The organism is Paraburkholderia eburnea, from assembly GCF_002917095.1.
Lineage (GTDB): Bacteria > Pseudomonadota > Gammaproteobacteria > Burkholderiales > Burkholderiaceae > Paraburkholderia > Paraburkholderia eburnea.
In genome coordinates, this window is sequence record NZ_PQGA01000001.1 from 879,393 (window position 1) to 899,163 (window position 19,771).

The window sequence follows — 19,771 nt, forward strand, 5'->3', positions numbered from 1 at the left end:
GCGCGAGGGCGGGCAAAGCGGCCGCCCGGTCAGTATTCGTAAGAAACAGAAGGCCACGGTAAGCAAAAAACAAAAAGCCGCGCGTCCCCGTGACAGCGCGGCTTTTTTACCGATGGGCTCTGAAGTCCATCTCATTACTGCGTATTACTTCTGGATCAGATATTTATCGCGATCCTGGCCCGCGATCCAGCGCGGCGGCTTGCCGCGGCCCGACCACGTGCTGCCGCTATCCGGGTCGCGATACTTCGGTGCGACGCTGGCGCGCGAGCGGCTGGCTGCCTTCGCGCCCTTGCCTGCAGCACGGCTGCCGCCAAGTTCTGCGATGGTAATGCCGTAGTCGGCCATTTTCTGCTTGATTTCGTCGAGGACCTCGGCGTACTCGCGCTCTTTCGCCTCTTCAATCTGCTTTTCCAGCTTTTCTCGCTGAGCGAGGAGTTCTTTGTATGACGACATGAGTCAGATGCCCTGGTGATTGTTGATAATGGCTACCGATCTGATGCCAGTATGCCGATTGACAGTTGAATTGCCTCGGAAATTGGAGGCGAGATTAACACAGAATCGAATGTCGCGAAAAGCGCGGGGCAATAAAAATAATCGAAATATTTTACGAAACGTTTGCCGATGATAGGCATCACTGAGTTCAACGTTTGCTAGATTGCAGGAATGGCAAGAATCTTTCATTTCATGCAAATCGGTATTTTTACCCAATGCTCGTTTTCCGCGGATAAATTCGTTTTTCGCAATTAGCAGCGCATGAAAATTATCTTCCGAAAACACGATAAACATTTCATCGCGTGATAACTTCCGACGAATCCCGCTCTATATCCCGGAATCGCGCACCGCATCATTTCCCGCAGCAGCCCTACGCCGCCGGATTTTAGAAAAGATACTCAGTTTGCTCAGTTTGAATACTGCGCGAGGCAATCGGTTAGCGCGGCATGCAAGGATGGTGTGTCGAGTTGCGGCGTCTCGAATACATGCCGGGTGCGTCGGCCATCGATACGGCAATCGGCGCCGTGACGATCGACGCCCAGCAGCATGAAACCCTCGCGCCGCGACGGGTGAGATTCGGCGAACTGGATCAGCGCTTCCTCCTCGTCGGCGGGCAATGGATCGAGCGTGTCGAGGTCGGTTCCGTCGAGCCAGCCCATCGCCCCAAAGCCGCCGATATACCGCAACCGCTCCACCCGCAGCGTCCAGAAGGCGAAGTCGCCCAGCGCAAGATAGCGCGCCGCGTCGGGGTGGTAGCGCAGGTAACGGCGCGCAAGCGGCGAATCCACCTCGGCGTCCGACGGCTCGAACAGGCCGATCATCGTCATGCGCGGCGCACTCAGCACGTCATCGCCGCTCGTCAGCGCGACCAGGAAGCCTGCGCGCGGATCGTCCTGGAGATTGCGCGTGTGCTCGGCGAGCCGGCTCACGAGGATCACGGGACGGTGCCCCGCATCGGCCGCGAAGGGCAAAAGCGTCGGATACGGGAAACCGTGCGGATCGCGCGCGTGCGTGGCGAGCGTGCCGGCGGGCACCTGATGCAGCAGATGAAGCGGAGCGTGAGCGGGAATCTTCAAGGAAACGTCCTCGGTCGATGGAATGATCTGCGCTGATTAAAACAGGTCGGGGCACGCATCAGCACGACCTGCGCGCCTTCGCTAGAATCATCGCTTGCCTTTCAGATGGCTTGTGCGTGCGGATTGGCCACCAGTGTGCCTGCAAGTACACCCAGGAAGCCACGCCGCGCCGCCGTCCCTTCCAGTATGAGCGCCGTGCCTGACATCCGTGCAGCACGCGCGCAACCTCTCTTCGACGGGATTGTCCGTGTCCGACCGCCTCACCGATCCGGCGCTTTCAGCGTCGACCTCCACGCCGCCCGCGGGCTCCCCCACGGCGGCCCACCGCGCGCTGCCCGACGCCACGCGCCGGCGCGCGCGCTACGCGACGATGGCGCTGTTCTTCATCGCCGGGATGATGTACGCCTCCTGGGGCGTGCACGTGCCCACCGTGCGCGACAAGTTCCATCTGAGCGCCGCGATGCTCTCGTATGCGCTCTTCGCCGTGGCGGGCGGCTCGATCGCCGCGATGACGACGATCGGCGGCTGGATCGCGCGCGTCGGCTCGCGGCGCGCGTGCCTGGCGGGCGGCTTCACCATGGCCGTATGCGGCGCGCTGATCCTCGTGGTGCCGTACTACTGGATGCTGCTCGTCGTGCTGGCCGTGTTCGGCATCGGCATGGCGACGCTGGACGTGTCGATGAACGCGGAAGCCAGCGCCGTCGAGGAAGCCATTGGCCGCCCCATCATGTCGGCGCTGCACGGCATGTTCAGCCTGGGCGGGATGGCCGGGGCCGCGATCGGCGGCGCGCTGCTCGCGCGCGGCATGGCGCCCGCGCTGCATCTGTTCCTGGCTTCCGCGCTGGCCGCGCTGGTGTTGTGGGTCGCGTGCCCCGCCGTGTTGCCGCACGTGCCGCACGCCACGCACGGCGAGCACGCCAAAACCGGCAACCGCTGGCGCACGCCCGCGCTGTGGGCGCTGGGCGGCGTCGCCTTGATCGCGCTGATCGCCGAAGGCGCGATGTACGACTGGGCCACGGTCTATATGCGCGACGTCGTGGTCTCGACGCCCGCTCTCGCGAGCGCGGCCTACGCGGCGTTCTCGGGCGGCATGGCCGTGGCGCGCTTCGCGGGCGACGCCGTGCGCGCGCGCTTTGGCGCGCCGCAACTCGTGCTCGCGAGCGCATCGCTGGCCTGCGCGGGCATGATCGGCGCGCTGGTGCTGCCGTACTCGCTCACGGCGCTCACTGGCTTCACGCTGATGGGCTTGGGCCTCGCCAATATGATGCCGGTGCTGTTCGCCGCCGCCGCACGCGTCAAGGGCATCCACGCCGCCGAGGGGCTCGCGCATGTCGCGGGTATCGCCTATTTCGGCCTGCTGTTCGGGCCGGTGGTGATCGGCGCGATCACGCAGGTGACCAATCTCACCGTGGGCCTCGCCGTCGTCGCGCTCTGCGCGGCGCTGGTCGCGTTTGCGGGGCCGAAGGTGTTGCGGCGGCTGGGGATTTGAGCGAAACCTGAGCCTTCCAGCGTCACGCCCAAAAAAGCAAAAGCCCGCGGATCGAAATCCGCGGGCTTTTTCGCATCGACATCGACGCCGGCCTGCACGCCGGCCAGCGTCGAAGCCGGCTTTACATCTTCACCACGTCGAGCAGCGACTTCTTGCCTGCCTTGTAGTTGTACAGCGAGATCACGCCGTGCTTGAGGTCGCCCTTCGAATCGAAGGTCGTCTCGCCGATCACACCCTTGTAGTCGGTGCTCGGCATTTCGGCGAGGATCTTGGCCGGATCGGTCGAGTTGGCGCGCTTCATCGCGTCGACGATGATGTACACCGCGTCATACGTGAACGGCGCGTAGATCTGGATCGGCTGGCCGAAGCGCTTCTCGTACTTGGCTTCGAAAGCCTTGCCGCCCGCCATCTTTTCCAGCGCCATGCCCGCTTCCGAGCACACGATGTTGTCGGTCGCGTCGCCGGCCAGGTCCGACAGCTTGTCGGTACACACGCCGTCGCCGGCCAGCACCTTGGCGCGCAGGCCGAGCTGCTTGGCTTGCTTGGCGAACGGGCCGCCGGTGGCGTCCATGCCGCCGTACATGATCGCGTCGGGGTTTTCGCCCTTGATCTTCGTCAGAATGGCGCGGAAGTCCACGGCCTTGTCGTTGGTCGCGTCATGCGACAGCACGTTCATGCCGAGCGACTTGGCGGTCTTCTCGAATTCGTTCGCGAGGCCCTGGCCGTAGGCGGTCGAGTCGTCGACGATGGCGACGCTCTTCACCTTCAGGTTCTTGGACGCGTAGTTCGCGAGCGCCGGGCCTTGCTGGGCGTCGGTCGCCACGACGCGATACGTCGTCTTGAAGCCTTGTTGCGTGTAGGCCGGGTTCGTGGCCGACGGCGAGATCTGCACGATGCCCGCATCGCTATAGATCTTCGAAGCCGGAATCGAGGTGCCCGAGTTCAAGTGGCCGACAACTGCGACAACCTTGTCGTCGACGAGCTTCTGCGCGACCTGCGTAGCCGTACGCGGGTCAGCCGCGTCGTCCTGCGCGTCGAGCACGAGCGTGACCTTCTGGCCGTTGATCGTAAGACCCTTGGCGTTGATCTCTTCGACTGCGAGACGCGCGCCGTTTTCGTTGTCCTTGCCGAGGTGCGCGATTCCGCCCGTCAGCGGCGCGACGTGACCGATCTTGATCGTTTCGTCGGCGCTCGCCACCGTTGCGAACGACGCGCACAGCATGGCTGCAGCGCTGATCGGCAACAGCTTGTGAAGCTTGATATTCATGTAAGTCTCCAGTTTGAACCCAAAAGCAACGTAATCGCCCTGTGCCCCCGCGCCCCGAACGTGTCGCTCCCCGTGCGGACGACCACGCAGGATGCATCCTTGATGCACCTGGCCAGCATGGTTTCGAATGCCGTTTGTGACAGCGTTCGCGCACCATACTTGCGCGCAAGTGTAGGTGATCAAATTAATTTGGGGGACTTTTTTCAGATATCGGGGCGAGTACCAATAGGCTTTCACCCGAGTGCTTCGAAACCCTGATCAATGTCGCCGAAAACCTTATCCATCAAGGCTTGAAAAGACGTTTGCAATCTATTGGAAAGGTTTGTCCAAACGTCATTCGAATATTTTTTTGGTATTTTTGGCGAGTTATGCGAAGCATTCCGGAGTGAGCGGAACGGGTTCGGCAACGTTTGCTTTTTTGACTGCGCAACGAAATGGCGAATTAGTCAATACCCATGCCCTGAAATCAGCCTTCGATTAATTTCCTGGCGCTCGCGGCAGGCGCGCCAGGATATCGACCGGGATAGTGGCTTATTCGACTTTTTCCTCTATTCCCTCAGGCGTGAAAGCCGCGCAACGTCGCGCGCCATTCGGCGTCGAGCGCATCGACGAGTTGCGCCGCACCGATGCCTTGCGCGCGCACGCGCGACAGCGGCGCGCCCTGCCCCGACCACAGCGAGAGCCAGTCGCCGTCGTTCGCGCGCGCCGCGCGCTGGCGCAATTCCTGGGTCAGCGCGTTCTGCACGGGATAAGGCGCGACGGTGTCTCCCTGCGCTTCTAGCCGCGCCATCAGCGGGTTGCGGATGCCGCGCGCGTGGCGGCCCGTGATCGCGCGCGTGACCGACGTGGCCGTATCGGCGCTCGCGCGCAGGCGCGCTTTCCAGTCGGCGGGAATCGCGCTTTCCGCACAGCCGAGAAACGCCGTGCCCATCTGCACGGCCTGCGCGCCCAGTGCGAGCGCGGCGGCGATGCCGCGTCCGTCCATGATGCCGCCCGCCGCCAGCACGGGCAGACCGGTGGCGTCGGCGATCTGCGGCACGAGCGCCATCGTGCCGATCAGCGCGTGCGCCACCTCGCCGATGAAGGTGCCGCGATGACCGCCCGCTTCGGCGCCCTGCGCGACGATCGCGTCCGCGCCCGCGTCGCGCCACGCGAGCGCTTCGGCCACGTGCGTCGCCGTGCCGATCACATAGCTGCCCGCCGCGTGCAGCCGCGCGACATCTTCTTTGGCGAGCAGGCCGAACGTGAAGCTCACGACCGGCGCGCGCAGCTCGACGAGCCTGTCGAGCTGTGCGCGAAAGTCGGGCGCGTAGGCCGCGAGCGGCGCGCCGGGCGGCAGATCGAATTGCGCGCGCAACGGATCGATCGCGCCGAGCGCGCGGCGCACGGTGGCGTCGTCGGGGCGCGCCGTGTCGAGCACGAAGAGATTCACGCCGAAGGGCCTCGCGGTGAGCGCGCGTATCGCGGCGACTTCGCTCGCGATCTTGTCCGGCGCGAGCGCGGCGCCCGCGAGAAAACCCAGCCCGCCCGCGTTCGACACGGCGGACACCAGCGCGGGCGTGGTAGGACCGCCGGCCATCGGGCCTTGCACAAGCGGCAGGCGCAGATCGAAGCGGCGGCTGAACGGAGTGGAAAATGCGGCAGATGCAGAGGTCATGGCGATATCCTTGCTGATCGAACAAATCGAAGCGAATCTGCCGACGACTCTAGCGAAGCCCATCGCGCTCGAAAAATGAATAATCGAGATCATTACGATCCGCCTGCGAGAACGGAGATCGCGGAGATTGCGGAGATCGCGCGAGGCAGTCGCTGCGGGCTAACCCCTGGCTATGGCAAACTGGCTCCCCGTTTTGACCGCATCATCCTATTCGCGAAGAAGGAGAGCAACGTGAGCGTAACGACCAAGTGGATCGACATCCCCGCCGGCAAGGACAGCTTCGGCGCCTACCTGGCGCTGCCCAAGGGCGGCAAAGGCCCCGGCATCGTCATCCTGCAGGAAATCTTCGGCGTGAACGGGCATATCCGCGACGTCGTCGAGCAGTACGCGCTGGACGGCTATGTGGCGATCGCGCCGGATATCTTCTGGCGCAGCGCGCCGCGCGTGGAGCTGGACTACGTGGGCGCGGACCGCGATCGCGGCATCGAACTGATGAAACAGCTCGACTTCAACAACGTCGTCGCGGACATCGCCGCCACGGCCGACACGCTGCGCAAGCTGCCCGAATGCACCGGCAAGGTCGCGGCCATCGGCTATTGCCTGGGCGGACGCCTCGCCTATATGGCGGCGGGCAACGGCTCGGTCGACGCAGCGGTTTCGTACTACGGCGGCGGCATCCACACGCAGCTCGATCTCGCCGACAAGATCAAACAGCCGATCCTGTTCCACTACGGCGAACTCGACCACGGCATTCCGCTCGACTCGGTCGGCCAGGTGAAGGAGCGCTTCGCGGGCCGCGACAACGCCGAGGTCTATATCTACACGGGCGCCGATCACGGCTTCAACTGCTCGGCGCGCGCGTCGTACAACCAGAACGCGTCGGCGCTCGCGCATGGCCGCACGCTCGCGTTCCTCGCGCAGCATCTGTAAATCGCACCGTCGTTTGCGTCGAACCAACGCAAGCGCCTGAAAAACGGCCATTGCGGCAGAATCGCTGCAATGGCCGTTTTCTTTTTTTTGCCAGCCGCAGCCCGGTGATAACACCCTTCAAGGAGTGTGCGACTTGCAGTCCGACTATCTGGAATACGACGCCATCGGTCTCGCCGAACTCGTGCAGCGCCGCGACGTCAGCGCACGCGAACTGCTCGACGACGCGATCGCGCGCACCGAGGCCACGAATCCCGCGATCAACGCGGTCGTGCTCAAGGACTACGACGCGGCGCGCAAGCGCGCGCTGCGCATCGAGGCGGGCGGCGACGGTTTCGACGCCCTGGCGGCTGGGCCGCTCGCGGGCGTGCCGTTTCTTGTGAAGGATCTGGGCGCGGCGGTCGCCGGCCTGCGCATGACGTTCGGCAGCCGGCACTATCGCCATTACGTGCCGGCGGCCGACTCGCCCGTGATCGAGCGTATTCGCGCCGCGGGCCTCAATATCTTCGGCAAGACCAGCGCGCCGGAACTCGGCCAGATGCCCTACACCGAGCCGGAACTGTTCGGCGCGTGCCGCAATCCGTGGAGCCTCGATCACACGCCGGGCGGCTCCAGCGGCGGCGCGGCGGCGGCGGTCGCGGCCGGCATCGTGCCGCTCGCGCACGCTTCGGACGGCGGAGGCTCGATCCGCATTCCGGCTTCCTGCTGCGGGCTGTTCGGCATGAAGCCTACGCGCGGCAAGCAGCCGCCCTCCAAGGTGCCGCCCGCGCCGGGCGAACTCGGCGTCGATCTCGCCGTGTCGCGCAGCGTGCGCGACAGCGCGCTCATGCTCGACCTGTTCGCGGGCGACCCCGCGCTCGCGCCGGGCGCGCCGGGCACGTATCTGGCGGCGGCGCGCGAACCGTTCGACGGCAGCAAGCCGCTCGCGATCGCCTATATCGCCGATCCGCTGTTCGCCGACGCGCTCTCGCCCGATGTGCGCAGCGCGCTCGACGACGCCGCCGCGCTCTTGACCTCGCTCGGCCACAATGTGGAGCCGGTGAAACTCGGCATCGATTTTTCGGCGGCGCGCGAAGCCTTTCTGATGCTGTGGTCGGTGGTCGCCGAGCAATACGTGCTCAATGCCGACACCATCACGGGCACAAAGCCGCGCCGCCAGGACTTCGAAGTCGCGACGTGGGCGATGGCGCATATCGGCCGCAAGCTCGGCGAGCGCGAATTGCCCGGCGCGCTCGCCGTGCAGCAGCGCATCACGGCGCAGCTCGCCGATCTGATGACGCGTTTCGACGTGATCCTGTGCGCGACGCTCGCGGGGCCGCCGGTGAAGATCGGCGAGCTCAAGCCGACGCAATCGGAGCGCATGCAGATGCGCGCCGTCACGGCGATGCCGGTGGAAACGCTGATGAGAAAAATGCTGACCGAAGCCTCGAACAAGGCATTCGCGTGGGCGGGCTGCACCGAACTGTTCAACCTGACCGGGCAACCGGCGATGACGGTGCCGCTTGCATGGAACGCGCGCGGCCTGCCGATCGGCGTGCAGTTCGCGGCGCGCGAGGGCAACGATGCGTTGCTGCTGCGCCTCGCCGCGCAACTGGAAGCGGCGCGCCCGTGGTTCGGCAAGCGCCCGCCGCTGCTGATGGCGCGCGTATGAGGTGAATCCGCGCGCCGGAGCTGGCTGTGATTTCAGCCTTCGGCTTAAGCCTTCTTGTTATAGGCGCTGCACCAGCCCTTGCCCGCGACCTGCTTGCCGCCGAACATCGGGCACGGTGCGAACGCGTCGGTGGCTTTGCCTTGATAGAAGGTGCAGTTGCTGCAATCCTGGCCGGCGGCGTACTTCGCGAACTTTGCCTTGTCGACCTTGGTGGCGTCGAGCTTGTAGCCGAGCGCCTGGGACGTGGGATCGGATTCCGCGGCCTTCGGCGCGTCGGCGAAAGCCTGGCGCGACAGCGCAACGGTCGTGGCGACGCCAAGGCTCGTGATCAGAAAGCTGCGGCGGGACGATTTCATGGGACGTACTCCAGTATTGTGGGCACACCGTTCTGACGACGGCGTGGCGTGAAGGATAGCAACGCAGCCGTGGCGCGTGCGCCCGAAATTCCGGAGATAAGGGAAGCGCATCTTGCGGGCGATGCGCTTTGAGCAGGGAAAAATGGGTCCGCTGCGGCAAGCGCGGCGGATTGACGCAAGTACTCGACCGCAGCGGCGCAGAGGTCAGGCCGCGCCCGCCATCTCGCACACGCGCTGCGCGATGGCGAGCGACGCGGTGAGCCCCGGCGATTCGATCCCGAACAGATTCACGAGTCCGCGCACGCCATGCGCGGCGCTGCCCTGGATCACGAAATCGGCGGCCGGTTCGCCCGGTCCCGAGAGCTTCGGGCGAATGCCCGCGTAGGCCGGTTGCAGCGCGCCGTCGGCCAGCCCCGGCCAGTAGCTGCGGATCTGCGAGTAGAAGGTTTCGGCGCGACGCGGATCGACGTCGTAGTCGATCGACTTGATCCATTCAACGTCGGGACCAAAGCGCGCCTGGCCGCCCAGATCGAGGGTGAGATGCACGCCGAGGCCAGCCTCGTTGGGCATCGGATAGATGAGCCGCGAAAACGGCACGCGGCCCGACACGCTGAAGTAATTGCCGCGCGCGAGATAGAGCGGCGGGATATGACGCGCATCGAGTCCGCGAATGCGTTTGGCGAGCGCCGTCGCATGCAGGCCCGCGCTGTTGATGAGGCAGGCCGCGCGGATCTCCGTGGGCGCGTCGCCGCCCGTGCGGATCAGGAAGCCATTGGCCGTCGCGTCGATCGATTCGACCGGCGACTTGAGCGCGACCACCGCGCCGTCGCGTTCGGCGTCGCCTTGCAGCGCCAGCATCAGTTGATGGCTGTCGACGATGCCCGTCTGCGGCGAGTACACCGCCGCCACGCATTCGAGCGCCGGTTCCAGCGAAAGCGCTTCACTGGCGCTGATGCGCGTCAGGTCGAACACGCCGTTTTCCTTGCCGCGCGCAAGAATGCCATCCAGTTGCGCGATCTGCGCGGGCGCCGTCGCCACCAGCAGCTTGCCGCAGCGCGCGTGGGCGACGTTGCGTGAAGCGCAGTAGTCGTAAAGCATCTCGCGGCCGCGCACGCAAAGCGTCGCCTTGAGCGAGCCGCGCGGGTAATAGAGCCCCGCGTGGATGACCTCGCTATTGCGCGAACTGGTGCTGGTGCCGATGGCGTCGGCGGCCTCCAGCACGATCACTTCGCGTCCGCGCGCGGCCAGCGCACGCGCCACGGCGAGGCCAACCACGCCCGCGCCGATCACCACACATTCGATCTGATCCATGTTGCTGCGCCCGCCTCCGGCGAATGCGGCGGCGTTGCGGGTGCTCCGCGCGCCGCCTGCGTCTATGCGTTGGGCGCGGCGCTGTGCGTGAATTCGCGTTTCGAGTCGCGTATCCAGTCAGAGCGATGACAGCGCCGCCTCACGAAAATTGTACGCCGTGGGCGGCGGCGCTTCCGAAGGCGCTTCGCAAGCGAAGGCGCGCTGGCGTACATGCGGCGTCGTAAAGCGATGGGGATCGGTCAAAGCGGTTTCGGCGGGTGCTTCAGCGGGCCTGCTTCAGTGGCTTAACGGGCGTGCGGCGTCGCGATCTGCACGCGCGGCACCGTGTAGCCGCCGGTCGCGAACTGCTGCGGGTAATCCGGGGCGTTCGGGTTCTGCATTTCGCCGCTGGCGCGCGCCTGGGCGAGTTCGGCCTTCACTTCGGCGCGGGTTTTGGACAGATTGGCCGACGCAAAAGCGGGCGCGGCGGCGAAGGCGGTAGCGGCAGCAAGAACGAGTGCGGCGAGCGAGACAGTCTTTTTCATGACGAATCCTTGAGCGGTGACATTCAGTAACCCGCGGTAACCCACGGGGCGTCGGCGCGAGCAAATCTGGCCATGCCTGCCGGCATTCGCGCTGGGCGATGAATCGCAGTGAGTTCAGTGTAAACACCTACTATCGATTAATCGCCCTGATAAACAACAAGTCACTGTTGCCGCAATGACAACAATCTGACTGATTGGAGCGAAGCGAAATGCACCATCGTTGCGCATGTATCGCAAATGTCGAGATGCGCTCTGATTGAACCGCGCGCACCTCGCCCCCGTCTGCAATGGCCTGTTGCGGTCCGGCGTTTGCGAACCCGGTATAGGATCGAAGGTCAAAAACCAACACCGTCGCCCGACGCGGCGCGTGCATGGAGCCTGGATATGACGTTGTGGAACCCGCTGAAGCCTTGTCTCGCCACCTCGCTTGCCGCCGCGCTGTGCGCCGCCGGCCTGCTGGCCGCGAACGCGCATGCCCAGGGCACGCCGGCCACACCGGCGTCGGCGCCCAGCGGATTCGCCGACGCGGCCGCCAGCGCGGCGCTCGCGAAGGCAGCTTCGCAGGCGGCGGCGCAACCGGCATCGGCAGGCGTCGCGCTCACGCCCGACGGCACGCCGCCCGTCGTCCAGTGGACCTTGCAGGTGATGCGTGACGGGCAGCAGATCGATTCGTTCGATGGCGCCACGACGGTCGGCCAGGCCCGTACCGACACGCACCACAAAGTCGTCACGCACAACGTCGGCTGCAAGGATCAGCCTGCCGGCAGCATCGACCTGCAACGCACCATCACCGTGTCGCCCTTGCAGGCGAACGCCAGTGCGGCGCTGCTGCAGATCGACGCTCAGGAAACGCTTGAAAACCCCGCTGCGCCCAAAACCACCGACGGCTGCAAGCTCCCGCCGCAGCCGCGTCAGATCGGCGCGAGCCATCCGGGCTTGAACGTGCCGGCGGGCCAGTGGGTGAACTGGACCATCGTGGACAAGGACCCGACCATCGTCTACCGCGTGCGCGCCAGCCTCGCGCCGCCGTCGGCGCAGCCTTGATCGGCGCCTGGCAGCGCGCACCGATGTCCGCTCGAAACCGTCGTAAGAACCCGTCGTAACCAGCATGCGAAATTTCGAACAACCTCTGATCGACGTCGATCCGGCTCATGATCCGATTCATGATCCGGCTCACAAGCGGGACTTCGTCGCGGTGAGCTGGAACCTGCACAAGGGCCGCTCGCCGCTTGGCTTTCAGGCCTGGGATGCGATGCGCCGCTGGGTGCAGTCCACCCACGCCGATGCCTGGTTTCTGCAGGAAGCGATGGCGCGGCGCATGCCGCAGCCTTTGCTGTCCACCGCGTTCGGCGCGCCGCTCGGCGATCCGCTCGAAGATGTCTGGCAGTGCCAGGCAAGCGAGATCGCCCATGCGCTCGACCTGCAGATCGCCCTCGGACCGAATGTGTTCAAGCCGTCGTGGCGGCACGGCAACGCGATCCTCTCGCCGCATCCGCTCGATCTGGGCGGACGCTGGGACATCTCGGCGCACCGCTTCGAGCGGCGCGGGCTGCTGGTTGCGCGCGCAAGCGTCGCGGGCCAGTCGGTCACGCTGCTGTGCGCGCACCTCGCGCTCACGCGCAGCGCGCGCATGCGGCAGATGACGTGGATCGCGCACTGGATCGCCAAGGAAGCGCCCGATGGCCCGCTCGTGCTCGCGGGCGATTTCAACGACTGGCGCAACGATTCGGTGCCGCTGTTCGCGGAGCACGGCCTGCAGGAAGTCGCGACGCTGCTCGGCGAGCCGGCGCGCACGTTCCCGGCGTTCTCGCCGGCGCTCGCGCTCGACAAGATGTTCGTGCGCGGCATCAAGCCCATCGAATTGATCCAGCCCGCGCAGGAAACCGCGTGGCTCTCGGATCACCTGCCGTATATGGCGCGGCTGCGGATCGAATGATGCGCGCAACGAATAGACGTGCTGACCAATAGACATGCCGACGCGTGCGTGCAACGCCGCGCCGACAACACCAACAGGACAACGATGTAATCGCGCGCGACGCGCTACCATGTCGCGTCGCGCGCCGTGGTAGCGCGCCGCTGCGCTTTTGCTGTCCTTTTGCTGCTCCCTTGCCGCCCGCCGCCATGCACCCTCTCGTCACGCTGCTCCAGATCGCCGTCGTCTACCTGTTCGCGCTCATCAGTCCGGGGCCGAACTTCTTCATGGTGACGCAGCTTTCGCTCGCGGGTCGCCGTGGTTTGGGCATCGCCTCGGCATTCGGAGTCGGCGCGGGTTCGACGCTCTGGGCCGCGCTCGCCATGCTCGGCTTCGCCGCCGTGCTGCAGAAAATCGACTGGCTTTATCAGGGCGTACGCGTGGCGGGCGCGCTTTATCTGCTGTGGTTCGGCCTCAAGCTGTTGCGCTCGGGCGTGCGCAAGGCGCCGGCCGAAACGATTGCGGCGCCGGACGTGCCGCTCGCACCGCTGCCGCCGCCCGATCGCCGCACCTGGTTGCGCACGTGGCGCGCGGGCTTTCTCACCTGCCTGACCAACCCGAAGTCGTGCGTGTTCTGGACCAGCGTGTTCGCGGCGATGTTTCCCGCGCATCCGCCGACATGGTTCTACGGCGCGGCGCTCGCGCTGGTGGCGTCGATGTCGTTCGGCTGGCACGCGAGCCTCGCGCTGCTGTTCGCCGATCACCGCACGCAGCGCGGCTACAAGCGCCTGCGCCGCCCCATCGACGCGTTCTGCGGCACGGCGCTGATCGGACTCGCGGCCAGGCTCGCCGCCGATCGCTGAAGCCGCGCCCGCGCATGAGCGTCGCTGACGCAGCGAAAGCGGCAATAAAACGCCGCACAAGCCTTGCCGCGGTTGTCTCGCAGTTGCCTCGTAGCTGCCTTGTCAGCAGGGTCTATGCTGCGATCCGACAGACGTTCCGGTATCATCCAGGTCGAACAATCGCAGCAAATCGCGGGCGTGCGCCGCTATTCGGGTGTCGATCCGATAACGAACGCACGCCGTTTGCGGCCAGCGCGCCCTGTCACGGCGCCGCCTCCCAAGCCGACGCCAGCGATCCCCGTCACGCCCCGCGTGCGGATGCCAGCAAAACGCCCAGCCAAAGGCGTGGCCCTCTTCCCCTTTCGACGCGACGGCGCCCACGAGGCGCGCTCGCGTTAAAATGGCGGATTGCGCCTCGTTCGCCATTGCGCGGCTGGCCGGCGGCCATTGGGTACCAGCGGGGTAACAGCGCGGTAACAACGGGCGCTACAGGCAGCGGGTAGACAGCGAAGGCGCACTGCGGCATCCCGCGGTGCAAGCCGCGCGCGCCGCGCATCGTCAAGACCGCGTCCGTCATGCCTTGCATGCGCGGCCGGAAGGAACGCCCCGTTTGGCGGACCTTGTTTGCACCTTCAGGAACCATGAGCAAATTCACCGAAGAAACCGTTCTGAGCGTCCACCACTGGACCGACACGCTTTTCAGCTTCACGTGCACGCGCGACCAGGCCCTGCGTTTTGACAACGGCCAGTTCACCATGGTCGGCCTCGAAGTGGACGGCAAGCCGCTGATGCGCGCGTACTCGCTCGCGAGCGCGAACTACGAAGAGCATCTCGAATTCCTCAGCATCAAGGTGCCGGACGGCCCGCTCACGTCGCGTCTGCAGCACTTGAAGGTCGGCGACAAGGTTCTGATCGGCAAGAAGCCGGTCGGTACGCTGGTCGCGGACAACCTGCTGCCCGGCAAGGTCCTGTGGATGCTGTCGACCGGCACGGGCCTCGCCCCGTTCATGTCGATCATCAAGGACCCGGATATTTACGACCGCTTCGACAAGATCGTCCTGACGCACACCTGCCGTTTCGTCGATGAACTCGCGTACAAGGAATTCATCACCGAAGAGCTGCGCGAGCACGAATACCTCGGCGAGATCGTGCGCGAGAAGCTGGTCTACTACCCGACCGTCACGCGCGAAGTGTTCGACAACCGGGGCCGCATCACCGAACTGATCGACACCGGCAAGCTGTTCGCGGACCTCGACCTGCCGGCGTTCACGCCCGAGCGCGACCGCATCATGCTGTGCGGCAGCACGCACATGCTGCGCGACACGGTCGAGCTGCTCGAAAAAGCCGGCCTCAAGGAAGGCAGCAACAACGAGCCGGGTCATTACGTGATCGAAAAGGCTTTCGTGGGCTAATTCACGATTAAGTCAGACCACCGACTTACAGCCAGTTTTCGGCCAAAGCCGATTCAAAAACCGGAGCCATGCGCTCCGGTTTTTTTTCGCGGCTTGCACGCCACAACCGCGCATGAAATGATGCCCAGCGGTTACATTTTTCGCGGAATTAGCGTAACTTCCGTGTCAGATTTTTTCCTACAAGAATGCGAAGAGCCGACTTCATGCAGGCTCTCAAGGTTGTGCCGCTAAGCCTTGTCCTGACTGAAGGTTTTCTTCTATTGGGATATTATCGCGGCGCAACATAGACCAAGCCGGTACGTCTGGCGGTATCAGCGCCAGATTGTTACCGTATGTAAATTTCGTTACGCTGCGCCGTGCCGTGAGAACCACGCCGGCTCTCGCCCGCTGGCTTTAACGGCGCAGGCGGAAAATCAGCAAGGTACCGGTTCCTTAAGGGAATTCACGGGGGATTGATGGATACGTCGATTTTCGGCGGGTTCGACGCGCGAGCGCCTCGCGCGGACGCGCCCGGCACGCGCGCCGCGCATGCGGCCGGCGGCCTTTCCTTCCTCGCCGACGCCGAAGGGGCGCGTGCGGCACTCGACGCCATCGCGCGCGTGCAGCGGCAGATCGTCGCGGCGGGCGCCGCACGAATCCACGCCGACGAAGCCGCGCGCCGCCGTCTCGCGCGCGAGCTGCATGACAGCGTCGGCGCCGAACTCGCCGCGACGCGCTTCGCGCTGGCGAACGTGCACACCTGGCTGCCCGCCGATGCACCGCCGCAATGCGCCCAGGCGCTTGAGCTGGTGACGCGCTCGCTCGACGCCGCCGCCGAGGCCGTGCGTCATGTGCTCGACGGCCTGCATGCCCCCGAACTCGACGAAGGCCTCGCGACGGCGCTGGCGAACTGGACGCGCGGCTTTGGCGCGCGCACGGGTCTCGCCGCCACGTTCATCGCTCGGACATCCACCGGCGCGCACGATGCGGCCAACGCTGGCTTCACGGCCGACGACCGCGCGCGTTTCGAACGCCTGCCCGCCGAAGCCGGTCTCGCCGTGTTCCGTGTTGCGCAGGAAGCGCTCACTAACGTCGCGCGCCACGCCCAGGCGTCGCGCGTCGAAGTGCGCCTGACCAGCACGGCGCATGAACTCGTGCTGAGCGTGATCGACGATGGCGTGGGCCTGTCGCGCGAAGCGACGCGCCGCGCCGGGAGACAGGGCGGGACACAGGGCGAGAAACAGGGCGGCCAACCGCACGACGAAAGCACACAGCCATCAGCGGACGACGGCATCGACCGCCGCAGCGCCTACGGCATCGCCGGTATGCGCGAGCGCTGCGCCGCGTTTGGCGGCTCGCTGCGCATGGCGGCCAATCCGGCGAGCGCGGGCGCAACGGCCGGCACAAGCTCCGGCACGCTCGTCGAGGCGCGCTTTTGCTGGGAAACGCTGCTCTCGCGCACGCCCGCCGACCTCGCTGCAAATCTCGTGAAAGGCGTTCACTCATGACCCTGCGCATCCTGCTCGTCGACGATCATGCCGTGGTGCGTCAGGGTGTGCGCCAGTTGCTGCTCGACCGCGGCATCGCCAGCGAAGTGATCGAGGCGCAAACCGGCGCGGAAGCGCTCACCGCCGTCGCCAAACACACCTGCGACGTGGTGCTGCTCGACATCTCCCTGCCGGACATGAGCGGCATCGAAGTGCTCAAGCGCGCGAAGAAGAAAGCGCCGCGCGTGCCGGTGCTGATGTTCTCGATGTATCGCGAGGATCAGTACGCCGTGCGCGCGCTCAAGGCCGGCGCGTCGGGCTATCTCTCGAAGACGGTGGACGCCGCGCAGATGACCGCGGCGATCCAGCAGGTCGCGAGCGGCCGCAAGTACGTCAGCCCGGCGATGGCCGAAGCGCTCGCCGACTACGTGCTGATCGACGGCGAGCAACTGCCGCACGAAAAGCTCTCCGACCGCGAGTATCAGACGCTCTGTATGCTGGCCTCGGGCAAGCGCCTGACCGATATCGCGCATACGCTTTCGCTGTCGGTCAAGACGGTGAGCGTGTACCGCACGCGCCTGCTCGAAAAGATGAAGCTCGCCAACAACGCCGAACTGACCTTCTACGTCATGAGCAACCAGCTCATTGACCTCTCCCCCGCGCCCACGGTCTGAACTCGCCGCAGCGGGCGCCACGCCCGCGCCCACTCAGGCGGCCTTATCGCGATAAGCCCTTGATGCGGAAATGAATTTCGCCGATTGCGGCACGCGCCGAAAAGGATCGCGCGCGCGAACGCCGCTTTGCGGGGAAATCGACCGCGCAATCCGGGTGCAATCCGGGTGCAATCCGGGTGCAATCCGGGTGCAATCCGGGTGCAATCCGGGTGCAATCCGGGTGCAATCCGGGTGCAATCCGGGTGCAATCTGGCCGGATACCGGCACATTCCGCCCCGGATCGTCCCGAATCAATCGGTCTGAAAGCTGCGATCGGCTAAAATTATGGGTTTCCCCGACATACGGCACGCGAGGCGCGAGGTTTTCCAACTCGTTTCCGATTCGTTTCCGATTCGCATTCGTTCCCGACCGCCCGCGCGTTACACCTGGAGTTCCTCGCCAAATGTCCCTTTTTCGCAAAAAGAACGTCGAACACATGCTGCAGGCGAGCGCCAAGGGCGCGGGTCTGAAGAAGGCGCTCGGCGCACTGGACCTGACCTTTCTCGGCATCGGCGCGATCATCGGCACCGGCATTTTCGTGCTGACCGGCACGGGCGCCGTGCAGGCCGGCCCGGCGCTCATGGTCTCGTTCCTGATCGCGGCCGTGGCCTGCTGCTTCGCCGCGCTCTCGTACGCCGAATTCGCCTCGACCATTCCCGTCGCCGGCTCGATTTATACCTATTCATACGCCACGCTCGGCGAGCTGGTCGCCTGGATCATCGGCTGGGATCTGATGCTGGAGTACGGGCTCGCCAGTTCCGCGGTTTCGGTGGGCTGGTCGGGCTATCTGCAGTCGCTGCTGTCCGGCTTCGGCGTGTCGCTGCCCGCCGCGCTCACGGCCGCGCCCGGCGCGCTGCCGGGCGTCCACACGCTCTTCAACCTGCCCGCCTTCCTCGTGATGATGGGGATTACCGCGCTGCTGTCGATCGGCGTGCGCGAATCCACCCGCATCAACAACGTCATGGTCGCGATCAAGGTCACGGTCGTGCTGCTGGTGATCGCCGTCGGCGCGTTCCACGTCACGCCCGCGAACTGGCATCCGTTCATGCCGCACGGCTGGAACGGCGTGTTCGGCGCGGCGGCGGTGATGTTCTTCGCCTTCATCGGTTTCGATGCGGTGTCGTCGGCCGCCGAAGAAGTGAAAAGCCCCAAGCGCGATCTGCCGGTCGGCATCATCGCCTCGCTGGCCGTGTGCGCGGTGCTGTACGTGTCGGTCGCGGCGGTCGTCACGGGCATCGTGCCGTGGCAGCAATTCGCCAACATCGGCCACCCGGTTTCGTACGCGCTGCAGGTGGCGGGTGAAAAATGGGTCGCGGGCTTCATCGATCTGGGCGCCGTGCTGGGTATGCTCACCGTGATTCTCGTGATGAGCTACGGCCAGACCCGCATCATCTTCGCGATGTCGCGTGACGGCCTGCTGCCCGCGAAGCTCTCGAAGGTGCACCCGCGCTATGCCACGCCGTTCTTCACGACCTGGCTCGTGGGCATCTTCTTCGGCCTGATCGGCGCGCTGGTGCCGCTCAACGTGCTCGCGGAACTCATCAACATCGGCACGCTCGCGGCATTCTCGATGGTGTCGATCGCCGTGCTCGTGCTGCGCAAGACGCACCCGGATCTGCCGCGCGCGTTCCGCTGCCCCGGCGTGCCCGTGGTGCCGATTCTCGCCGTGGCGTCGTGCCTGTTCCTGATGCTCAATCTCGCGTGGCTCACGTGGGTGGCGTTTGTCGTCTGGCTCGTGATCGGCCTGTCGATTTACTTCCTTTACTCGCGCCATCATGCGCGTCTTGCGCATCAGCCGCACGAGTAAAACACGCTGGTTTTCGCTGCACTGCAACGGCCCGCCCGGTTTTCCGCGCGGGCCGTTTTCTATTCGAAAAGACGGGTAAAAGCCCGCGCAGCGCCGATCGGCGATTTGTGCTTTACTGATCGGGCTTATCGCAATATCCCTCGCAGTACGCAAAAAGCTCCAGACATTCCAGGCATTACTGAACAGCAACGCACCCGCCGGGGTGATTGCGTGCCCCAGGTTGGTCGATACCCCATAACCTTGTATGGGACCAGAGCGAAGCGCAGCGTTACCTCAGGCGAGGCCTGACTGGCGTGCTGAAGCACCAACTCTGGCCGACGGAGACGCTAAATGGCGATCAGTCTCAGCCTGACGGTCAACGGCAAGCCCGTGACCGCGCAGATCGAACCCCACACGCTTCTGGTCCAGTTCCTGCGCGAGCAGCGGCGTCTCACCGGCACGCACGTCGGCTGCGACACCGCCCAGTGCGGCGCCTGCACCGTTCATCTGAACGGACGCGCGGTCAAGTCGTGCAACACGCTCGCCGTGCAATGCGAAGGCATGAGCGTCACGACGATCGAAGGCCTGGCCGGCGGTACGGAATTCGGCAACGGCACGCTCCATCCGATGCAGGCGGCGTTTCGCGAGTGCCACGGTTTGCAGTGCGGCTTCTGCACGCCCGGCATGGTGATGAGCGCCGTCGCGCTGGCCAACGAAAAGCCAGACCTCACCGAAGCCGATGTCCGCGCGAATCTGGACGGCAATCTGTGTCGCTGTACGGGCTATCACAACATCGTGAAGGCCGTGCTCGCGGGCGCCGAAGGCATGCAGCAGGCGGCGCAACCCGCCGCCGCTGCCGCTGCCGCTGCCGCGTAAAGGGGGGAGACGGC

Annotated in this window: 18 protein-coding genes; 11 read left to right on the top strand and 7 right to left on the bottom strand. The window is 65.3% G+C overall.

What is annotated here, in order from left to right:
* Positions 1-144: 144 nt before the first annotated feature.
* Together B0G62_RS03930 and B0G62_RS03935 are read right to left on the bottom strand one after the other, a co-directional pair.
* The gene (locus B0G62_RS03930) at positions 145-453 is read right to left on the bottom strand and encodes an H-NS histone family protein (protein ID WP_103702657.1); all 309 of its coding nucleotides are present in this window, start codon (positions 451-453) and stop codon (positions 145-147) included.
* A gap of 446 nt (positions 454-899) precedes the next feature.
* Positions 900-1,568, bottom strand: a complete 669-nt coding sequence (locus tag B0G62_RS03935; protein WP_103702659.1) for a HugZ family pyridoxamine 5'-phosphate oxidase — start codon at positions 1,566-1,568, stop codon at positions 900-902.
* A gap of 247 nt (positions 1,569-1,815) precedes the next feature.
* On the opposite strand from B0G62_RS03935, the gene B0G62_RS03940 reads away from it, so the two are divergent.
* Positions 1,816-3,057 carry an MFS transporter gene (locus B0G62_RS03940; RefSeq protein ID WP_341865956.1) on the top strand — a complete coding sequence of 414 codons (1,242 nt, stop codon included), beginning with the start codon at positions 1,816-1,818 and terminating at the stop codon, positions 3,055-3,057.
* A 121-nt stretch (positions 3,058-3,178) separates the two neighbouring features.
* Here B0G62_RS03940 and B0G62_RS03945 read toward each other — a convergent pair whose 3' ends face one another.
* Positions 3,179-4,324, bottom strand: coding sequence for a branched-chain amino acid ABC transporter substrate-binding protein (locus tag B0G62_RS03945; protein ID WP_103702661.1), 1,146 nt, complete (start codon positions 4,322-4,324; stop codon positions 3,179-3,181).
* Between the two features lie 556 nt (positions 4,325-4,880).
* A complete protein-coding gene (locus B0G62_RS03950; protein WP_103702663.1) occupies positions 4,881-5,981 on the bottom strand; it encodes an NAD(P)H-dependent flavin oxidoreductase in 1,101 nt (366 codons plus the stop codon).
* Between the two features lie 231 nt (positions 5,982-6,212).
* On the opposite strand from B0G62_RS03950, the gene B0G62_RS03955 reads away from it, so the two are divergent.
* Complete coding sequence (locus B0G62_RS03955; RefSeq protein WP_227473342.1) at positions 6,213-6,911, top strand: dienelactone hydrolase family protein; 699 nt, start codon at positions 6,213-6,215, stop codon at positions 6,909-6,911.
* Positions 6,912-7,044: 133 nt separating this feature from the next.
* Positions 7,045-8,559 carry an amidase gene (locus B0G62_RS03960; RefSeq protein ID WP_103702667.1) on the top strand — a complete coding sequence of 505 codons (1,515 nt, stop codon included), beginning with the start codon at positions 7,045-7,047 and terminating at the stop codon, positions 8,557-8,559.
* 44 nt (positions 8,560-8,603) lie between these two features.
* Here B0G62_RS03960 and B0G62_RS03965 read toward each other — a convergent pair whose 3' ends face one another.
* From B0G62_RS03965 to B0G62_RS03975, 3 genes are all read right to left on the bottom strand, one after another.
* Positions 8,604-8,915, bottom strand: a complete 312-nt coding sequence (locus B0G62_RS03965) for a high-potential iron-sulfur protein (RefSeq protein WP_103702669.1) — start codon at positions 8,913-8,915, stop codon at positions 8,604-8,606.
* Positions 8,916-9,119: 204 nt separating this feature from the next.
* Positions 9,120-10,226 carry an NAD(P)/FAD-dependent oxidoreductase gene (locus tag B0G62_RS03970; RefSeq protein WP_103702671.1) on the bottom strand — a complete coding sequence of 369 codons (1,107 nt, stop codon included), beginning with the start codon at positions 10,224-10,226 and terminating at the stop codon, positions 9,120-9,122.
* A 284-nt stretch (positions 10,227-10,510) separates the two neighbouring features.
* Complete coding sequence (locus B0G62_RS03975) at positions 10,511-10,750, bottom strand: DUF4148 domain-containing protein (protein ID WP_103702673.1); 240 nt, start codon at positions 10,748-10,750, stop codon at positions 10,511-10,513.
* Positions 10,751-11,206: 456 nt separating this feature from the next.
* Here B0G62_RS03975 and B0G62_RS03980 point away from each other — a divergent pair, with 456 nt between their 5' ends.
* The 8 genes from B0G62_RS03980 to B0G62_RS04015 all read left to right on the top strand — a co-directional run bounded on the left by B0G62_RS03980 (position 11,207) and on the right by B0G62_RS04015 (position 19,757).
* Positions 11,207-11,794 (top strand): hypothetical protein, encoded by a 588-nt coding sequence (locus tag B0G62_RS03980; RefSeq protein ID WP_407671108.1) that lies wholly within the window; start codon positions 11,207-11,209, stop codon positions 11,792-11,794.
* A 64-nt stretch (positions 11,795-11,858) separates the two neighbouring features.
* The gene (locus tag B0G62_RS03985; RefSeq protein WP_146055193.1) at positions 11,859-12,686 is read left to right on the top strand and encodes an endonuclease/exonuclease/phosphatase family protein; all 828 of its coding nucleotides are present in this window, start codon (positions 11,859-11,861) and stop codon (positions 12,684-12,686) included.
* Positions 12,687-12,871: 185 nt separating this feature from the next.
* Complete coding sequence (locus tag B0G62_RS03990) at positions 12,872-13,525, top strand: LysE family translocator (RefSeq protein WP_103702677.1); 654 nt, start codon at positions 12,872-12,874, stop codon at positions 13,523-13,525.
* Between the two features lie 620 nt (positions 13,526-14,145).
* Positions 14,146-14,916, top strand: a complete 771-nt coding sequence (locus tag B0G62_RS03995; protein ID WP_103702679.1) for a ferredoxin--NADP reductase — start codon at positions 14,146-14,148, stop codon at positions 14,914-14,916.
* A gap of 455 nt (positions 14,917-15,371) precedes the next feature.
* Positions 15,372-16,403: a sensor histidine kinase gene (locus B0G62_RS04000; RefSeq protein ID WP_103702681.1), complete on the top strand. Its 1,032-nt coding sequence runs from the start codon at positions 15,372-15,374 to the stop codon at positions 16,401-16,403.
* Positions 16,400-17,056, top strand: coding sequence for a response regulator transcription factor RqpR (gene rqpR / locus B0G62_RS04005; protein WP_103702683.1), 657 nt, complete (start codon positions 16,400-16,402; stop codon positions 17,054-17,056). Before B0G62_RS04000 ends, rqpR begins: the two co-directional genes overlap by 4 nt.
* A 442-nt stretch (positions 17,057-17,498) precedes the next feature.
* Complete coding sequence (gene bcaP / locus B0G62_RS04010) at positions 17,499-18,902, top strand: branched-chain amino acid transporter BcaP (protein ID WP_103702685.1); 1,404 nt, start codon at positions 17,499-17,501, stop codon at positions 18,900-18,902.
* A 330-nt stretch (positions 18,903-19,232) separates the two neighbouring features.
* Complete coding sequence (locus B0G62_RS04015; protein WP_103702687.1) at positions 19,233-19,757, top strand: (2Fe-2S)-binding protein; 525 nt, start codon at positions 19,233-19,235, stop codon at positions 19,755-19,757.
* Positions 19,758-19,771 lie beyond the last annotated feature (14 nt).